Origin of the sequence: Streptosporangium sp. NPDC000396, from assembly GCF_042898655.1 — a bacterium.
Classification (GTDB): Bacteria; Actinomycetota; Actinomycetes; order Streptosporangiales; family Streptosporangiaceae; genus Streptosporangium.
The window spans coordinates 46,288-61,748 of record NZ_JBIAZA010000038.1 but is presented as its reverse complement, the minus strand read 5'-3'; the positions used below and the strand labels follow the sequence as shown (position 1 = coordinate 61,748).

Here is a 15,461-nt window from a genome sequence, read left to right as displayed (position 1 = left end):
GCCGGTCGTCCTGGTGGCTCACACCCTACCGGTCGCCCTGGCCATCCTGGTTGCCCTGGCCGTTCTCACCGTTCTGGTTGCCCTGACCGTTCTGACCGTTCTGGTTGCCCTGGTTGTTCTGACCGTTCTGGTCGTTGCCCGTGGCGGGCAGGGCGCTGCCCTGCTTCCACTGGTTCCAGCTGAGCTGCCAGAAGCTCCAGCCGTTACGCCAGTCGAGCTTCCGCTTGGTGCCGGTGATCTTCACGACATCACCGCGCTGGGCGATGTCGTAGAACCACTTGGCTCCGGCGGGCGTGGCGCGCACGCAACCGTGGCTCTGGTTGGACCTGCCGAGGAACTGGTAGTAGCCCGCGCTCTGGTGGACGTACTCACCGCTGTCGGAGATCCGGACCGCCCAGGGGATCTCCAGCTTGTAGTAGAGCGGGTCCTTGGGGTCGGTGACGCCCAGCCAGCCCGAGGTCATGGTCTCCACCTTCTTCTTGCCCATCGCAAGGTGGATGCCGCTGGTGGTGAGGTAGACGTCCACGCCGTTCTTGACCAGGCCGCCGCGGCCGGCGCTGATCGGGATGGTCTTGGCGATCTTGCCGTCGCGATAGACCTTCATCACGTGCCTTCTGGTGTTGACCACGGCGATGTTGGCCTTGCCGATCGCGAAGCGGCGGGTGACGTCCTTGGCGCCCTCGTTGCCGGGGATCTGGCTGAGGCGGGCGGTGAAGGTGACCTTCTGGTGCGGACGCCAGTAGATCTTGGTGCGGTAGACGACCTTGCGGTCGGAGACCCACCGCCAGGCACCCTCGACCGGCCGCTCGGCCTGAACCTCCAGCACCGCCTCGGCGGCCGCCCGGTTGGTGACCGGCTTGTCGAAGGTGACGATGATCGGTGAGCCGACGCCCAGGGTCTCGGCATCCTCGCCCATCGGCGTGATGTCGGCGATGCCGAGCGACGCCTTCCGCGCCGTCCGCGCCGTCCGCGGCCCGACCTTGATGGCGGCGCCCCCGGCCGGAGGCGGGGCATCCGCCTTGGCCGTGACCCTGACGGGCGCGGGCTGCGCGACCGGACCGCCTTCCGTCGAACAGGCCGCCACGGCGGTGAGGGCGACGAGGGCGAGCGAGGCATGGGCCGCCCGCTTGAGGCTTTTCACGGTCTACTCCTCATATATGCACATTCGCGCCGTTTTTCACGTGGCGCGGTCCATATGTGAGACAACCGAAAGCCCCGATAGGTGTGGTCTCACCACATAACGATCAAGCAACAACCCGTCGGGCAGCTTTCCCAAGGCTCTTCGCCCGGCCCCAGACAGCACCTCCGGCAGCCGCCCGGCCTCAGGCCGCACCTCCGGCAGGCACCGGAACGGCGCACCCGGCCCCTTGGCGAGACGCCCCTCCCCCTGGCCTCTCACCAGGGAGAAGCGGTGAGACCGGAGCGGGCGGGCCGTACTGGATCAGCTGAGGCCCGCGCGGCGGGCGCGCTCGACGACCAGGCCGATCACACCGGCCACCCGGTCCACGTCGGCCTCGGTCGAGGTGTGGCCGAGGGAGAAGCGGAGCGAGCCCCGTGCCCGGACCGCGTCGGCGCCCATGGCCAGCAGGACGTGGGAGGGCTGGGCCACCCCGGCCGAGCACGCCGAGCCCGTGGAGCATTCCACGCCCTTGGCGTCCAGGAGCATGAGCAGCGCGTCGCCCTCGCAGCCGGGGAAGGAGAAGTGGGCGTTGCCGGGAAGCCTGTTCACCGGATCGCCGTTGAGGATCACATCGGGTACGGCCTGGCGGACCTTGCGGATCAGATCGTCGCGGAGCTCGACGAGGCGGGCCGCGACCGCGGCCTGGCTCGCCACGGCGGTCTGCACCGCCGCGGCGAAACCGGCGATCGCGGGCGCGTCGAGCGTGCCGGAGCGCACGTCGCGCTCCTGGCCGCCGCCGTGCAGCACCGGCACCGGGTCCACCCCCCGGGCCAGCAGCAACGCGCCGACGCCCATCGGGCCGCCGACCTTGTGGCCGGAGAGCGTCAGCGCGTCCACCCCGGAGTCGGAGAACACCACGGGGAGCTGTCCGATGGCCTGGACCGCGTCGCTGTGGAAGGGGATGCCGTAGTCACGCGCGATCGCGGCGAGCACGCGGACCGGCTGGATGGTGCCGACCTCGTTGTTGGCCCACATCACGCTGACCAGGGCGACGCCGGCCGGGTCACGCTCGATGGCGGCGCGGAGGGTCTGCGGATGCACCCGGCCGAACTCGTCCACGTCGAGCAGCTCGACGGTCGCGCCCTGGTGGTCGCCCAGCCAGTGCGCGGGATCCAGCGCGCCGTGGTGCTCGACCGCGCTGATCAGGATCCGGGTCGCCCCCTTGGCGCGGCGGGCCCAGTAAAGGCCTTTGATGGCCAGGTTGTCGGCCTCCGTGCCGCCCGAGGTGAAGACCACCTCGCTGGGCCTGGCACCGAGCACGTCCGCGATGGTCTCTCGCGACTCCTCCACGACCCTGCGGGTGCGACGGCCGGCCGCGTGCAGCGACGACGCGTTGCCGACCCTGCCGAACTGGGCCGTCATCGCCTCGATCGCCTCGGGAAGCATCGGCGTGGTCGCCGCGTGATCGAGATAGGCGGACTCCACGGCCGTACTCCCCTCCACAGCTCTCTCTTGCCTTCCAAGCGTATCCGCGCTCGCGGCGAGTCCGCCTCCGGCTTGACCACTGAACCGTCCGGACGGTACAGTACGTTGCATGAGACGGGAAGAGTTGTTGGACGCGGCAGAGGATCTGCTCTGCGACCAGGGCTCTCAGGCGCTCACCCTGGCGTCCGTCGCCGAGCGTGCGGGTTGCAGCAAAGGCGGCCTGCTCTATCACTTCAGCACGAAAGAAGCCCTGATCAAGGGCATGGTCGAGCGGCTGATCGAGGATTTCGACGAGCTCATCGCCACCCAGGGCCACGACACCTACACCAAGAACTATCTGTTTGCCACGTTCGCCGCCGTCCAGTCCGGCAGGCTGCGACGCTGGGCTGTGGTCACCGGCGCCTCCGGCAACCTCTACCTGCTCGCGCCACTGCGCGAGGCGATGGCCCGATGGCACCGTGAAGGACTGGACGGCGAGCCCGACCCCGTGGCCGCACAGATCGTGCGCCTCGCCTGCGAGGGAGTGTGGGACGTGGCCAGCCACGACCCCGATCTCTACGACGACGACCACTACGCCGAGTTGAAGCAGCGCCTACTGGACCTGCTGCCCGCCTGACCGGGTTTTCTCTCCGCGCACATTGGTGGTCGCTTCCGCTCCTGCGGAAGCGACCAAATTTATGTGTGCCCATTTTGCAGTAGCCAAACCATCCATTGAAGGGATTGCGTCATGACCCGCGACCTGAGGACCGCTCGCATTGGAGCAGTTCTCACATTCGTGCTTGCCGGACTTATGTGTGGATCGATGACCGTGCGTATTCCAGCGCTGTCCGACAAACTCGGCCTGTCCGAGGCGTCGATCGGCGTCACCCTCCTCGTGTGGGGTCTGGGGGCGCTGGTCACCATGCAGTCGATGCGCGGGGTGATGACGCGCTTCGGCAGCCGGAGCATCCTGCGGGTCGGCGCTCCCCTCTGCGCGATCGCACTGGTCCTGGTGGCGTTCGCGCCGACCTTCCCCCTGCTGCTGGTCGCCACCGGGCTCTTCGGCATGACGTTCGGCGCGGTCGACATCGCGATGAACGCGCAGGGCTCGACCGTCGAGCGCGCCTACGGCCGCCCGCTGATGAACGGCATGCACGCCGGCTGGTGCGTGGGCGCGATCTCCGCGGGCCTGCTGGGCACCCTGGCCATCGCGGCGGGATTGTCGTTCACGGTCCACCTGACCCTGATCGCCCTGCTCTCGCTGCCTCTGATGATCTTCATTAGCCGCACCTACCTGCCGGACCCCGTCGCCGAGGTGAGCGACAAGGGTGACAGGGCGAAGACTCGCCACCGGATGCCGCCGGTGGTCTACCTGCTCGGCGTGATCGCGTTCTGCGCGTTCATGGTCGAGGGCACGGTCGCCGACTGGAACGGTCTCTACCTGCGCAACGTGCTCGGCGCCCCCGAGGCCGTGGCCGCGCTGGGCTACCCGGTCTTCGAGGCGGGCATGCTGTTCGGCCGCCTCACCGGCGACCGCGTCCGGGCCCGTTTCGGCGCCCGCGGCATGCTCATGACCGCGGGCCTGGCCACCGCCGCCACCTTCGCCGTGGTCATCACGGCCCCGACGGCCCTGATCGCCGTCTCGGCCATGCTCTTCGTGGGCGTCGCGGTGGCGACGGTCTCTCCGATGGCCATGTCCCTGGCGGGCAGCGCGGTCGGCAACCCCGGCCCGGCCATCGCCCAGACCGGCGCGATGGGTTATGCGGGACTGCTGCTCGGGCCGGTGATCATCGGCTTCATCTCCGACGTGGCCGCGCTCAGGGCGGCGCTCGGCCTCGCCGTGGTGCTGGGTGTCCTGATCGCCCTGGCCGCCCGGTTCCTGCCCCGCCCCGGCACGGTGACGACGGTGCCCGCCCCGGCCGTGGCACCCGAGCGCGAGCTCTCCATGGCCGCCTGACCCGCGGCTCCATGGCTGCCTGACCCGCGGTTCCGGTTCCGCCTGACCCGCGGTTCCGGCTCCGCTCGGCCCGCCGCCCGCGGCCGTGACATATGTAACCGAAACCGCTGAACATCCAGATCTGCACATGCGTACGGCCTTGGGCCATGCTCTGTCCATGGCCAAACCGCGCACCCCCGTCGTCACCGCCGTGGTGTTCGTCATCACGGCGGTGCCGAGCATCCTGCAGTTCGCCTTCCCCACGCTGGAGACCGCACTCAGGCGTGACCCCTCCGCCATCGCCGCGGGCGAGTGGTGGCGGTTGTTCACCTCCCTCGTCGTGCAGGGCGGCGGAATCGTCGGGACCGTGTTCAACCTGGCCACGCTCGCCGTGTTCGGTTACCTCGCCGAGCGGGCGCTCGGGCCGTGGCGGTGGCTTGCCCTGTACGGCGCGGGCGCGATGTGCGGCCAGATCGCCGGGACCCTGTGGGGCGTCGTCGACGCCGGCAACTCGATCGGTGTCTGTGGCCTGGCGGGGGGCCTGATGATCGCCGCCTTCCGCGGGCGGGCCGGAGCCCTGGAGGGGTCGGCAGGCGCCTTCTACACGCTGATCCTGCTGGCCGGCGGGCTGCTGGACGGCACGGCCGGAATCATCGCCACCGCCCTGACCGGCGCCGCGGGGATGCAGCTGGTCAGCCACCGCGAACGCCTGCCCCGCTGGTTCTTTCCCGCGGCGGGCGTGGCCGCCGGAACGATCCTGACGGCGCTCGCCGACCTCCACGGTCCCGCCCTCCTCGGCGGCCTCCTCGCGGGCCTGGCCGTCGCCCAGCCCCTGCGGGCGGCGGCTCCCGAGCACAGCTCCTGAGCACGCCTCTCGGACACGGCCGCCCGCCCCGTGCCGGAACACGAAGAACGGCGCCGCGCTTGTGCGCGGCGCCGTTCTTCGTCAAGGCTTACTTGCGCTTGGCGATCTCGTCGGTCAGCTGCGGCACGACCTGGTTCAGGTCGCCCACGACACCGAAGTCGGCGAGCTCGAAGATCGGCGCCTCGGGGTCCTTGTTGATCGCGATGATCGTCTTGGCGGTCTGCATGCCGGCCCGGTGCTGGATGGCGCCGGAGATGCCTGCCGCGATGTAGAGCTGCGGCGAGACGGTCTTGCCGGTCTGGCCGACCTGGAACTGGTGCGGGTACCAGCCGGCGTCGGTGGCGGCGCGGGAGGCGCCCACCGCCGCGCCGAGCGAGTCGGCCAGCTTCTCGATGATCGAGAAGTTCTCCGCCGAGCCCACGCCACGGCCACCGGAGACCACGATCGCGGCCTCTGTCAGCTCGGGACGGGCGCCCTTCTCCTCCTTGACGCGCTCGACGACCTTGGCGGCCTTGGCGGCGTCGGAGAGGGTCACGGAGACCTGCTCCTCGGCACCCGCGCCCGCGGCGGCCTCGACCGGCGTCGCGTTCGGGCGGACCGCGATGATCGGGGTGCCCTTGCTCACACGCGACTGGACGTTGACGCCACCACCGAAGATCGACTGGTCGGCGACCAGGCCGTCCTGGATGCCCACGACATCGGTGAGCACACCAGAGTCGATCTTGATGGCGAGCCGGCCCGCGATCTCCTTGGCCTCGGCCGTCGCGGGGACGAGCACCGCGATCGGGGACTTCTCGGAGACGAGCTGGGCCAGCAGCTCCGCCTTGGGGGCGACGACGTAGTCGTTGATGTCGGCGGAGTCGGCCACGTAGATCTTCTCCGCGCCGTGCTCGGCCAGCCTGGCCTTGGCCTCGGGAGAGTATCCCGGTCCCGCCCAGACCGCCGACGGCGTGCCCAGCTTCCGGGCGAGCGTCAGCAGCTCCAGCGTGACCTTCTTGACCTGACCTTCGACGTGCTCGACCAGAACGAGAATCTCAGACATATCAGCTAACCCCCGTTCTCAGACGAACTTCTTCGACGCGAGGAAGTCGGCGGTCTTCACGCCACCGTCGCCCTCGTCCTTGACGATCGTGCCGGCCGCCCGAGGCGGGGCCGCGGCGAAGTCGACGACCTCGCTCCAGGAGCCGGCGAGGCCCACCTGGGAGGCCTCGATCTCGGCGTCGGCGACACCGAGCTTCTCGACCGGCTTCTTCTTGGCCGCCATGATGCCCTTGAAGGACGGGTAACGCGGCTCGTTGATCTTCTCGACCACGGAGACGACGGCGGGCAGCGAGGCCTCGACCTTGTCGTAGCCGTAGTCGGTGACGCGCTGGATCGTGACGGACGCCTTGTCCACCTCGACCTTGTTGGCGAAGGTGAGCTGCGGTACGCCCAAGCGCTCGGCCAGCATGGCGGCGAGCACACCGGTGCGAGCGTCGGTCGACTCGGAGCCGAGCACGACCAGATCGAAACCGATCTTCTTCAGCGCCTGCGCCAGGGCATAGGAGGTGCCCAGCGCGTCCGAGCCGTGCAGCGCGTCGTCCACCAGGTGGACCGCCTTGTCGGCACCCATGGCCAGGGCCTTGCGGATGGTGTCGCTGGCCTTGTCGGGGCCCATGGTGAGGACGGTCACCTCACCGCCGTGGGCCTCCTTCAGGCGCAGCGCCTCCTCGACCGCGTATTCACACAGCTCGTTGATGACGCCGTCGGCGGCGTCGCGGTCGAGCGTCTTGTCATCGGACCTCAGCTTGCGCTCGGTCGCCGTGTCGGGGACCTGCTTCACGCAGACGACGATGTTCATGGCCGGTGGCCGACCTCCCGTGTTCGCGTACGCCACCGCGTCGCTGCGGTTGGCGCCGAATGCTCGCTACGCGCACGCGGGGCACGTGCGCGTGATGCCAAGACTGCCAGGTGCCCGAGGGCGGTGTGACAGCGGGTGGCCAGGTCGGGGGATGCCCGCCCTGGCCTCCGACACCATGTTACCGATCGGTAGCTTAGCTGCAAACTACCAGGCCGTACGGCTTGCACCAGACAACCAGACGTCCGCCCGACCGGTCACGCCCTCTACCATACCGAACTATATTCCGGAGGCTGCGCATGGAGTCCACCTCGCCTGTCACGGTTCGGGAGGGCTCAGCCGGCCAGCAGGATCGCGACCACGACGAAGACGACGGTGCCCAGTGCCAGCGCGAGGGTGAGGGTGCTGAAGAACGCGCTCAGCACGGCCCACAGCCCGATGGCACCGGCGGCGCCGGCCAAATCGACGAGCATGCGCGTGCGATTCCGGCGGGCGAACAGGGCGATGCCCCCGTCGACGAGCATCGCCAGGCCGTACGCCGTGAGGAAGAGCAACGAGACCTCGGGCAGCGGGTTCCTGGCCGTCGCGGCCGTCAAGGACACGAGAAGGCCGGTGCCGATGACCCAGCGGCGGTGCAGGACGGCCCGGCGGCGGTCGCGGAGTTCCTCGGCCGACGGCTTCCCGGGCGGCGGCGGGCGCTGTCCGGGACGCCACTCCCGGGTGGTGACGGCGTGCACACCGGCCTCCGGGGCACGGAGAACGGCGTCCTGGACGTCGGTGGCCTCCTGAACCCCGACCGCGGCGAATGCCGGGCGCGCCCGCGGGATCGCCGTGCGAGCGGCGGGGGCCTCGGCGTCCAGCCGGGCCAGGAGCGTGGAGGCGAGCGGGCGGGCCGCCGGATCCCGCAGCATGCACTCCCGCAGCAGCGGCTCCAGCCAGCCCGGAACGCCCTCAAGATCGGGGTCGTGGTGGACGACGCGATAGCCGACCGCCGAGGCCGGGCCGGTACCGTAGGGATGCCGCCCGGTGGCGGCGTGGGCCAGCGTGGCGCCGAAGGAGAACAGGTCGGCCTCCGCCCCGGGCTCGGTGCCCTCAAGCACCTCGGGAGCCAGGTAACCGGGCGTGCCGAGGATCGCGCCGGACACCGTGACCGAAGGGGAGTCGAGCGCGCAGGCGATGCCGAAGTCGATCACGACGGGCTCTCCATCGGTCAGGATCACGTTGGCCGGCTTCAGATCGCGGTGGACGACCCCGGCGGCGTGGACGGCGGCCAGCGCCTCGGCCAGGCCTCGGGCCAGCCGTACGAGATCGTCGCCGCCGATCGGCCCGTCATCGGAGATCACCGCACTGAGCGGGCGGCCCTGCACATAGCGGGTGACCAGGTAGGGGCGGGCACCGTCCAGCGAGGCGTCCAGAACCTCGGCGACATGCGGGCCCTGGACCCGCCGCATGGTCTCCACCTCGCGGGCCAGCCGGGCCAGGGCCGTCGTGTCGGCCGCGACATGCGGGTGCAGGATCTTGATCGCCACCGTGCGCCCCTGGGGATCCAGTGCGAGATGGACCTCGCCGAAGCCCCCGGCCCCGAGCGTGGACAGCAGGCGGTACGGACCAAGACGCTCACCGTCCGGCGCTCCCATGCGACTCCCTCCGGCCTGTCCCCCTCATCGTGCCTCAGAGAGGCCGATCCCGCACGGAGGGATTACAGAAACCATCCACACGAGGACACAAGACACAAGCCAGGCCTTTCCCTCGATCGCCCGCCTTCGATGAGGGGGTTTTGGTGAGGAGGTCAATTCCAGATCTTGCGGACCGCCCGCCCGAAACTGTCCATCAGGTCGCCGAAGAGGCCGCTGATGAGGTCGATCGCGCCCATCTTGCCCTCCTCCCCCAGCTCCTGCCACCTCTCCGTCAGGTCGTGCACCGCCGCTGACGGCTTCTGCCACGGGGCGAAAGACGGCGTCATCCCCAGCGCGGCCATCACCGCGAAGAAGGCCAGCGTGCCGAGGACGATCGCGGTCACCATGGCCGCTCCGGGGCTACGGATCACGCCGGTGAGCACCCGGGAGACGGCCCTGCGCGGCTTGCCGCCGCCGGGCAGCACGAACAGCCCCGCCACGAACGCGCCCGCGGCGTAGGCCGCGGCCGGGTCGGTGTCCATCTTCCCGACGAACTTCAGCGCGCCCCACACGCACATCCCGAACATCGCGGCCAGCGGAGCCGTGATCAGCGTCGCGAGCACCGCCTTGATCAGCGCCCATGGGGTGCCGAGCACCGCGAGCAGGGGGTCGGCGGCACTGCTGCCCCGCGCCGAGCGGCGCTGGACCAGGTCCCCGAAGAGATATTCGCCCACCCGCAGGCAGAGCACCGCGACCAGCGCGAAGGCACTCACCGCGACCGGCAGCGCGCAGGCCAGCCCGACGAGGATCGTCAGCAGCAGCGCCGCGATCAGCGGGTGGCCGGTGCGGTAGCGCGGGCGGCTCTCCGGCGGGGTGTGCGGCCGGGGCTGGACGTCCGGCGGGGTGTGCGGCCTCGGCTGGACGGCCGGCGGCGCGTACGGCTGGGCCTGGCCGGTCGGCGGCGGCGCCGGGTATCCGGCGACCCGCTGGTCGGGATAGGGCGGCGGCGCGAACCTTCCCTGCTGCGCCCCGGCCGGACCCGGGACGTACGGCGGCGGGGTGGCCGGGACGTACGGCGGCGGAGCCGTCGTGGAGGGGGCGGATTCGGAACGGGGCCTGCGCTCGCGCCGCTCGGGCTTGGCGTACTCCACCGGCGGCAGCAGGTCGGCGTAGCTGTCGTCCTGCGGCAGCACCCGGGTGCCGCCCGGCGGAGGCGGGGGCGGGGCCTGGTCGTTCAGAACCTTGGTGCCGTCCGGTGGGGGCGGGGCCTGGTCGTTCAGAACCTTGGTGCCGTCCGGTGGGGGCGGGGCCTGGCCGTCCAGGACCTTGGTGCCGTCCAGGTCGAGCACCTTGGTGCCCCCGTCGATCACGGCGGTGGGCGGCGTCTCGTGGAAAACCGTCACCGTGGGGTCGAGGGCACGCGCCATCCGGTGCAGCGCCTGCGCGCTCGGCCGGGCGGCGGGGTCGACGGCCAGGGCCTGTCGGAGCCAGCCACGCAGCCAGGCGGGGGCCAGGTCGATGTTCGCCCGGCCCTCCATGATGTTGAAGCAGACGACCTCGAAGCTGCCCGTGCCGAACGGCGGCTTGCCGGTCGCCGCGAAGAAGACCGTCGAGGCCAGCGCGTGCACGTCGGCCGCCTGCGTGATCTCGGAGTCCCTGATGATCTCCGGGGCGAGGTAGCCGGGCGTGCCGACGAACATGCCGGTCTGGGTCAGCCGGGTGGCGTTGACCAGGTGGGCGATGCCGAAGTCGATGACCAGGGGGTCGCCGTTGACGAGCATCACGTTGGCCGGCTTGAGGTCGCGGTGGACGACGTCGGCGGCGTGGATCGCCACGAGCGCCGCGCACAGGCCCTGCGCGAGCTTGATGACCTCGCCGGGCGGGAGCGGCCCGTCGGAGAGGACGGTCTCCTCCAGCGTGCGGCCCGGAGCGAAGCGCGTCACGATGTAGGGCTGCTTGCCGCTCAGCTCCGCGTCGAGAACCTCCGCGACCTGCGGGCTGCGCACCCGCCGCATGGTCTCCACCTCGCGGGTGAGCCGGTCGCGGGCCTTGAGGTCGGCGGCCACGTGCGGGTGCAGGACCTTGACGGCCACCTCGCGACCGTCCTCGTCGAGCCCCAGGTGGACAGCCCCCATGCCACCTTCGCCGAGCTTTCTGAGCAGCCGGTACGGTCCCACCCGCTCAGGCGCTTGCGTGTCCCCCGTCATCGCGCCGCCTTATCTCGTAGGTCTTTCAGTTCTTTCACCACCGACCCGACATTGACCGGCGACCACGTCGCCTTCCGCGCCCCGTCTCCCACGGTGTTGACCGCAAGGAAGATCATGAGCGCGGCCCCCCCGCCCAGCACCAAGGCCAGGATCATGGCCGCGCCACGAGAAGGCAGCAGTGATGCCAGCGTACGTCGCATCTGCCGGCTGGGGCCCTCGACTCCGGGTCCCGCGCAGATCGTCCACAGTGCGACTGCCGTACCCCAGCTCAGCGCGTTGGTGATGGGCATGCTCTCGACCAGCACCGCCAGCAGCAGCGTCACCGGCAGGCCGAGGATCAGCGCGTACGGCACGAGCGCGACGGTGATGCCCGCCGACTTCAGGAGCGCGACCGGCTGTCCGAACACCCGCAGCACGTCGGCGGCCGCCGCTCCCGCCGCGCGCCGGGTGTTCAGCGCGGGCTGGGCGATGTCGGCGGCCCGCAGAAGAACGGCGACCGGGATCACCACCGCCGCGACGGCGATCGGCGCGACGACGGCCGCGATCGTCATGATGACCAGCATGATCGCACTCGCCACGCCGTACGCCTTGGAACGCTGCAACGCATGGCCCGGCCGCTGACCGGGGTGCAGCCCCGAAGGTGTCTGCGGCGGCTGGGGGTGGGGATAGGGGTACGGCGGCGGCGTGGGCTGCCGGACATGCGGCGTCTGCTCGAACGCGACCGGCTGCGGTGGATACGGCTGCGGGCGGCCGAGCGAGGAAGGGTGGCCGGACGGAGAAGGGTGGTTGGGCTGAGGGAGATGGTTGCGGGCGTACTCCTGCAGGTCCTGGGGGCGGACCCGCTGGGTCGGGATGTCTCCGTCGGCCACCGGCGCCGTGGCCTCAAGCCGGCTGGAGCCTGAGACGTCCTGCCGGGGCCGGTCGTCGCCAGGACCCGTGAAGGGGTTTCTGGTGGGGATGTCTTCCGGACCGAGCACGCCGGTGGGCAGGTCGTACGAGGCCTGCTCGGCCGCCGCGACCTGGCGCAGCTCCTCGGCCGTGACGCGGCGGGTGGGCCACGGGTCGGGAGACTGCTGCGGGTCGGCGGGCCGCTGCTCGCCGAGCAGCGAGTATTCACCCGGCTGCGGCACCGGGGCCGGAGGCCACGGAGTGGACTGCGGTATGGCTCCCGGGCGGGACGCCACCGGAGTCGGCACGTCACCGGGGTCACCCAGACCGCCGGGAACACCGCCGGGCCCGGTGGGGCGGCCAGGGGCGCCCTGGCCGCTCGGGCCGGAGTCGTCGAGGTGCGGCAACGTGGTGATCTCGTCGGGCACCCGTGGCCGGTCCGCCCGGGGCAGCAGGCGCGCCACCTGCGCGGCGAGCTCGGGAGCCTTCGGCCGCTTGGCCGGGTCACGCTGGAGCGCGGCCCGCAGCACCGGCTGGAGCGCCTGCGGGACGGCGTCCACGTTCGCCTTGCCCGCGGTGATGTTGTAGAAGATCATCTCCAGCGTGCCCTTGCCGAAGGGCGGCTGGCCGGTGGCCGCGAAGACCAGCGTGCCCGCCCAGGCGTGCACGTCGACCTCGGCCCCGGCCTCGTGACCCTCGATGATCTCGGGGGCGAGATAGCCGGGCGTGCCGATGAACATGCCGGTCTGGGTGAGCCTGGTGGCGTCCACGGCCTGCGCGATGCCGAAGTCGATGAGGACGGGCCGGCCGTCCTGGATGATCACGTTGCCGGGCTTGAGGTCCCGGTGGATCACCCCGACCGAGTGCACGGCGGCGAGCGCCGACGCCACCCCGTGCGCGACCTTGAGCAGCGCGGGCAGCTCCATCGGGCCCTCTTGCTTGATGAGCTCGTCCAGCGGCTGACCCGGGACGTATCGGGTCACGATGTAGGGCCGGTGGCCGGTCACATCGGCGTCGAGCACCTCGGCGATGTGCTCGCTGCGCACCCGCCGCATGGTCTCCACCTCGCGCGAGAGCCGCCGGCGCGCGACGTCGTCACCCGCCACCTCGGCACGAAGCACTTTCATCGCCACCTGACGCCCCTGCGGGTCGACGGCGAGGTGAACCACACCCATGCCGCCTTCACCGAGCCGCCGGAGCAGTCGGTAGGGGCCCAGTCGGTCGTCCTGATTCATGGCATGAAGAACCATACCGGCTTAAACACCGCCCATGAGATGAACCATCAGGCCATATTCTCCGAATGAACAACGTCTGCCAGAACCCAACGGTTTCCCAAACCTCAGTAACACTCAATCTCTTTTCGGCGTCAGTTCGCCAGGCGGAGCACCTCCGCCGTCTTCAGGCCGGCGAGCACGGCGCCGGGGAGCGCCAGCTTGGAGTGACGGACACCGCTGCCGATCACGACTCCCGGATGGGCCGCCACCGCCTCGTCCACGAGCACCGGCCACCCCTCGGGCAGCCCGAGCGGGGTGATCCCGCCGTACTCCATCCCGGTCAGCCTCACCGCGTCCTCCTGCGGCGCGAACGAGCTCTTCCGCGCGTCCAGATGCCGCCGGATCACGCCGTTGACGTCCGCCCTCATCGTGGCGAGCACCATGCAGGCCGCGTAGCGGATCTCCCCGCCTCGCCTGGCCGCCACGATCACGCAGTTGGCCGACTCGTCCAGGCCCACGCCGTACCGCTCGCAGAACGCCGCCGTGTCCGCCAGCGTCGGATCGATCTCCGCCACCTGGACCCCGTCGAGCTCCGCGACCGCCCGCGCCACCGGCTCGGCCAGCAGGTCCAGCCGCTCCGTGGCCTTCACCCAGTCAAGTGTCCCGATCGCCATCGTCGCCTCCCGCGAGTCGTCCGTCCTTAGACCGTACGGCGAGACTCTACGACCGCCTGGCGGAGGTCAGGCCGGCGCCTGGAGAACTCGGCGGTGGAGATGGGTGACGACCCTTCTTGCCGACTCCATGGCTCCGGCCTGCCAGGCGACCAGATGGGTGAGCCAGTCACCGGCGAAGTAGACCCGGCCCGCCGGCTGTTGCAGGAGGGTGAAGGAGGAGCCGTAGGAGGGCCGGACCCAGCCGCCCTCGATGTGCGGCCGGTGCTGCCAGGCGATCGAGACACTGGAGCGAAGCTCGGCGCGGTACTTCTCGCCGTGGATCTTCTTGCCCTGGGTGAGCGCGCGGCTGCGGCGGTCGCGGTGGGAGAGCCTGCCGTACAGCTCGGCGCTCTCGTCGGTGTTGTAGTAGCCGACGATCAGACCGCCCCGGGAGTGATAGCCGTAGGAGGGGTACCAGATGTGGGTGATGTCCAGGTCGGTCTCGGTGATCCCGCCGTAGATGCGGTCGTCGATCTCCCACCAGCGCCTGCCATACTCCAGGCCGATCTTTCCCGCGGCGACCGGAACGGGGGCGCGGAGCGCGGCGGTGACTCCGGCGCCCAGGTTGTGCGGGATGCGGGCGAGCAGGTGGGGCGGCAGGGTGGCGATGCAGTAGTCGGCGCGGAGAGTGCCGCCCTGGTGGGTCACCTCGACGCCGTCGGGCAGGTTCCTGACGCCGGTGACCCGGGTGTCCGTCCGGATCCGGTCGCCGCCGACCTCCCGGGCGAGCGCGGTCACGATCGCGTCCATGCCACCCACCGGCTGGAACATGGGAGCGGCCTGCTCGAAGCCGAAGTCCATCGTGAGCGCCCGTCCCGTGCCGGCGGCGAGAACGTCCCGCAGAGAGGGCGGCGAGCCGGTGGGAACGCCGTCGACGACCCCCGGGTAGGTCTGGAAGCCGCGGCGCGTGGAGCCGTGATAGGCCAGGTCGGGGCCGAGGTCGCCGAAGCGCCGGAGAAACTCCGACAGCCGCTCGCGGTCGTCCTTCGTGAGCCGGCGGTTCAGCGCGCCGGCGTCGGTCGCCTTGGCCAGCAGTTCGGCGATATACCCGTAGAGATCGGCGCGGGCCGTGCGGGCTCGGGCCGGAGCGGTCATTCCTCGCGTGTAGACATACGCCGAGGCGTTGTTGTTGACGAACGTCTCGATGGGCACGCCCAGTTCGCGGCAGTAGTCCATGGTGACCATCCACGGCGCGATCCGCCCGGGCCCGGCGTTGAAGTAGATTCCCTCCCCGAACTCCGCCGTCTGGGTTTCCCCGCCCGTCTCGGTCAGCCGGTCTCCGCCGCGCACCGTGAGGCTCCTGCCCCCCACCCGGTCGGCGGCCTCCAGGACCGTGCAGTCGTATCCGGCCTTGCCCAGCTCGTAGGCGCAGGTCAGGCCCGCGACCCCGCCCCCGAGGACCACCACCTTCGCCGCGCCCCGGCCGCTGAGGGTGAAGTCGGAGGGCTGCGGGGGGACGTAGTCCTTGCGCTGGGAGTCAGGGGCCAGGCCCAGCGCGCCCATGGCCGCGAACATGGCCCCGGCGCCTCCGGCGGCACCCACGCCGACCAGCAGCGCCCTGCGCGTCATCGTTCCGGACCCGGTTCTGGACCTGGCTTCGG

At 70.8% G+C, this 15,461-nt stretch carries 12 protein-coding genes; 3 read left to right on the top strand and 9 right to left on the bottom strand.

Annotated elements, in window-relative coordinates:
- Nucleotides 1-25 precede the first annotated feature (25 nt).
- Nucleotides 26-1,141 carry a L,D-transpeptidase gene (locus ACFY2X_RS40885; RefSeq protein ID WP_389948743.1) on the bottom strand — a complete coding sequence of 372 codons (1,116 nt, stop codon included), beginning with the start codon at nt 1,139-1,141 and terminating at the stop codon, nt 26-28.
- A gap of 300 nt (nt 1,142-1,441) precedes the next feature.
- Nucleotides 1,442-2,605: a cysteine desulfurase family protein gene (locus ACFY2X_RS40880; protein WP_389948741.1), complete on the bottom strand. Its 1,164-nt coding sequence runs from the start codon at nt 2,603-2,605 to the stop codon at nt 1,442-1,444.
- A 109-nt stretch (nt 2,606-2,714) separates the two neighbouring features.
- Between ACFY2X_RS40880 and ACFY2X_RS40875 the strand changes: the two genes are divergently transcribed.
- The 3 genes from ACFY2X_RS40875 (at nt 2,715) to ACFY2X_RS40865 (ending at nt 5,385) form a co-directional block, all read left to right on the top strand.
- Nucleotides 2,715-3,221, top strand: coding sequence for a TetR/AcrR family transcriptional regulator (locus ACFY2X_RS40875; RefSeq protein WP_389948739.1), 507 nt, complete (start codon nt 2,715-2,717; stop codon nt 3,219-3,221).
- A 111-nt stretch (nt 3,222-3,332) separates the two neighbouring features.
- Nucleotides 3,333-4,541, top strand: coding sequence for an MFS transporter (locus ACFY2X_RS40870; RefSeq protein WP_389948737.1), 1,209 nt, complete (start codon nt 3,333-3,335; stop codon nt 4,539-4,541).
- A 157-nt stretch (nt 4,542-4,698) separates the two neighbouring features.
- Nucleotides 4,699-5,385 carry a rhomboid family intramembrane serine protease gene (locus tag ACFY2X_RS40865; RefSeq protein ID WP_389948735.1) on the top strand — a complete coding sequence of 229 codons (687 nt, stop codon included), beginning with the start codon at nt 4,699-4,701 and terminating at the stop codon, nt 5,383-5,385.
- Between the two features lie 88 nt (nt 5,386-5,473).
- Here the strand turns inward: ACFY2X_RS40865 and ACFY2X_RS40860 are convergent, their stop codons facing one another.
- The 7 genes from ACFY2X_RS40860 to ACFY2X_RS40830 all read right to left on the bottom strand — a co-directional run bounded on the left by ACFY2X_RS40860 (nt 5,474) and on the right by ACFY2X_RS40830 (nt 15,429).
- Nucleotides 5,474-6,427: an electron transfer flavoprotein subunit alpha/FixB family protein gene (locus ACFY2X_RS40860; protein WP_389948733.1), complete on the bottom strand. Its 954-nt coding sequence runs from the start codon at nt 6,425-6,427 to the stop codon at nt 5,474-5,476.
- An 18-nt stretch (nt 6,428-6,445) separates the two neighbouring features.
- On the bottom strand, nt 6,446-7,225 hold the full coding sequence (locus tag ACFY2X_RS40855; protein WP_389948731.1) for an electron transfer flavoprotein subunit beta/FixA family protein: 780 nt from the start codon (nt 7,223-7,225) through the stop codon (nt 6,446-6,448).
- Between the two features lie 332 nt (nt 7,226-7,557).
- A complete protein-coding gene (locus tag ACFY2X_RS40850) occupies nt 7,558-8,859 on the bottom strand; it encodes a serine/threonine-protein kinase (protein WP_389948729.1) in 1,302 nt (433 codons plus the stop codon).
- A 152-nt stretch (nt 8,860-9,011) separates the two neighbouring features.
- Nucleotides 9,012-11,045 carry a protein kinase gene (locus ACFY2X_RS40845; RefSeq protein WP_389948727.1) on the bottom strand — a complete coding sequence of 678 codons (2,034 nt, stop codon included), beginning with the start codon at nt 11,043-11,045 and terminating at the stop codon, nt 9,012-9,014.
- Nucleotides 11,042-13,168, bottom strand: coding sequence for a protein kinase (locus ACFY2X_RS40840; RefSeq protein WP_389948725.1), 2,127 nt, complete (start codon nt 13,166-13,168; stop codon nt 11,042-11,044). The genes ACFY2X_RS40845 and ACFY2X_RS40840 overlap by 4 nt, the downstream gene beginning before the upstream one ends.
- Before the next feature lie 131 nt (nt 13,169-13,299).
- Nucleotides 13,300-13,821 (bottom strand): YbaK/EbsC family protein, encoded by a 522-nt coding sequence (locus ACFY2X_RS40835; RefSeq protein ID WP_389948723.1) that lies wholly within the window; start codon nt 13,819-13,821, stop codon nt 13,300-13,302.
- Between the two features lie 66 nt (nt 13,822-13,887).
- Nucleotides 13,888-15,429: a flavin monoamine oxidase family protein gene (locus ACFY2X_RS40830; protein WP_389948721.1), complete on the bottom strand. Its 1,542-nt coding sequence runs from the start codon at nt 15,427-15,429 to the stop codon at nt 13,888-13,890.
- Between the last annotated feature and the right edge of the window lie 32 nt (nt 15,430-15,461).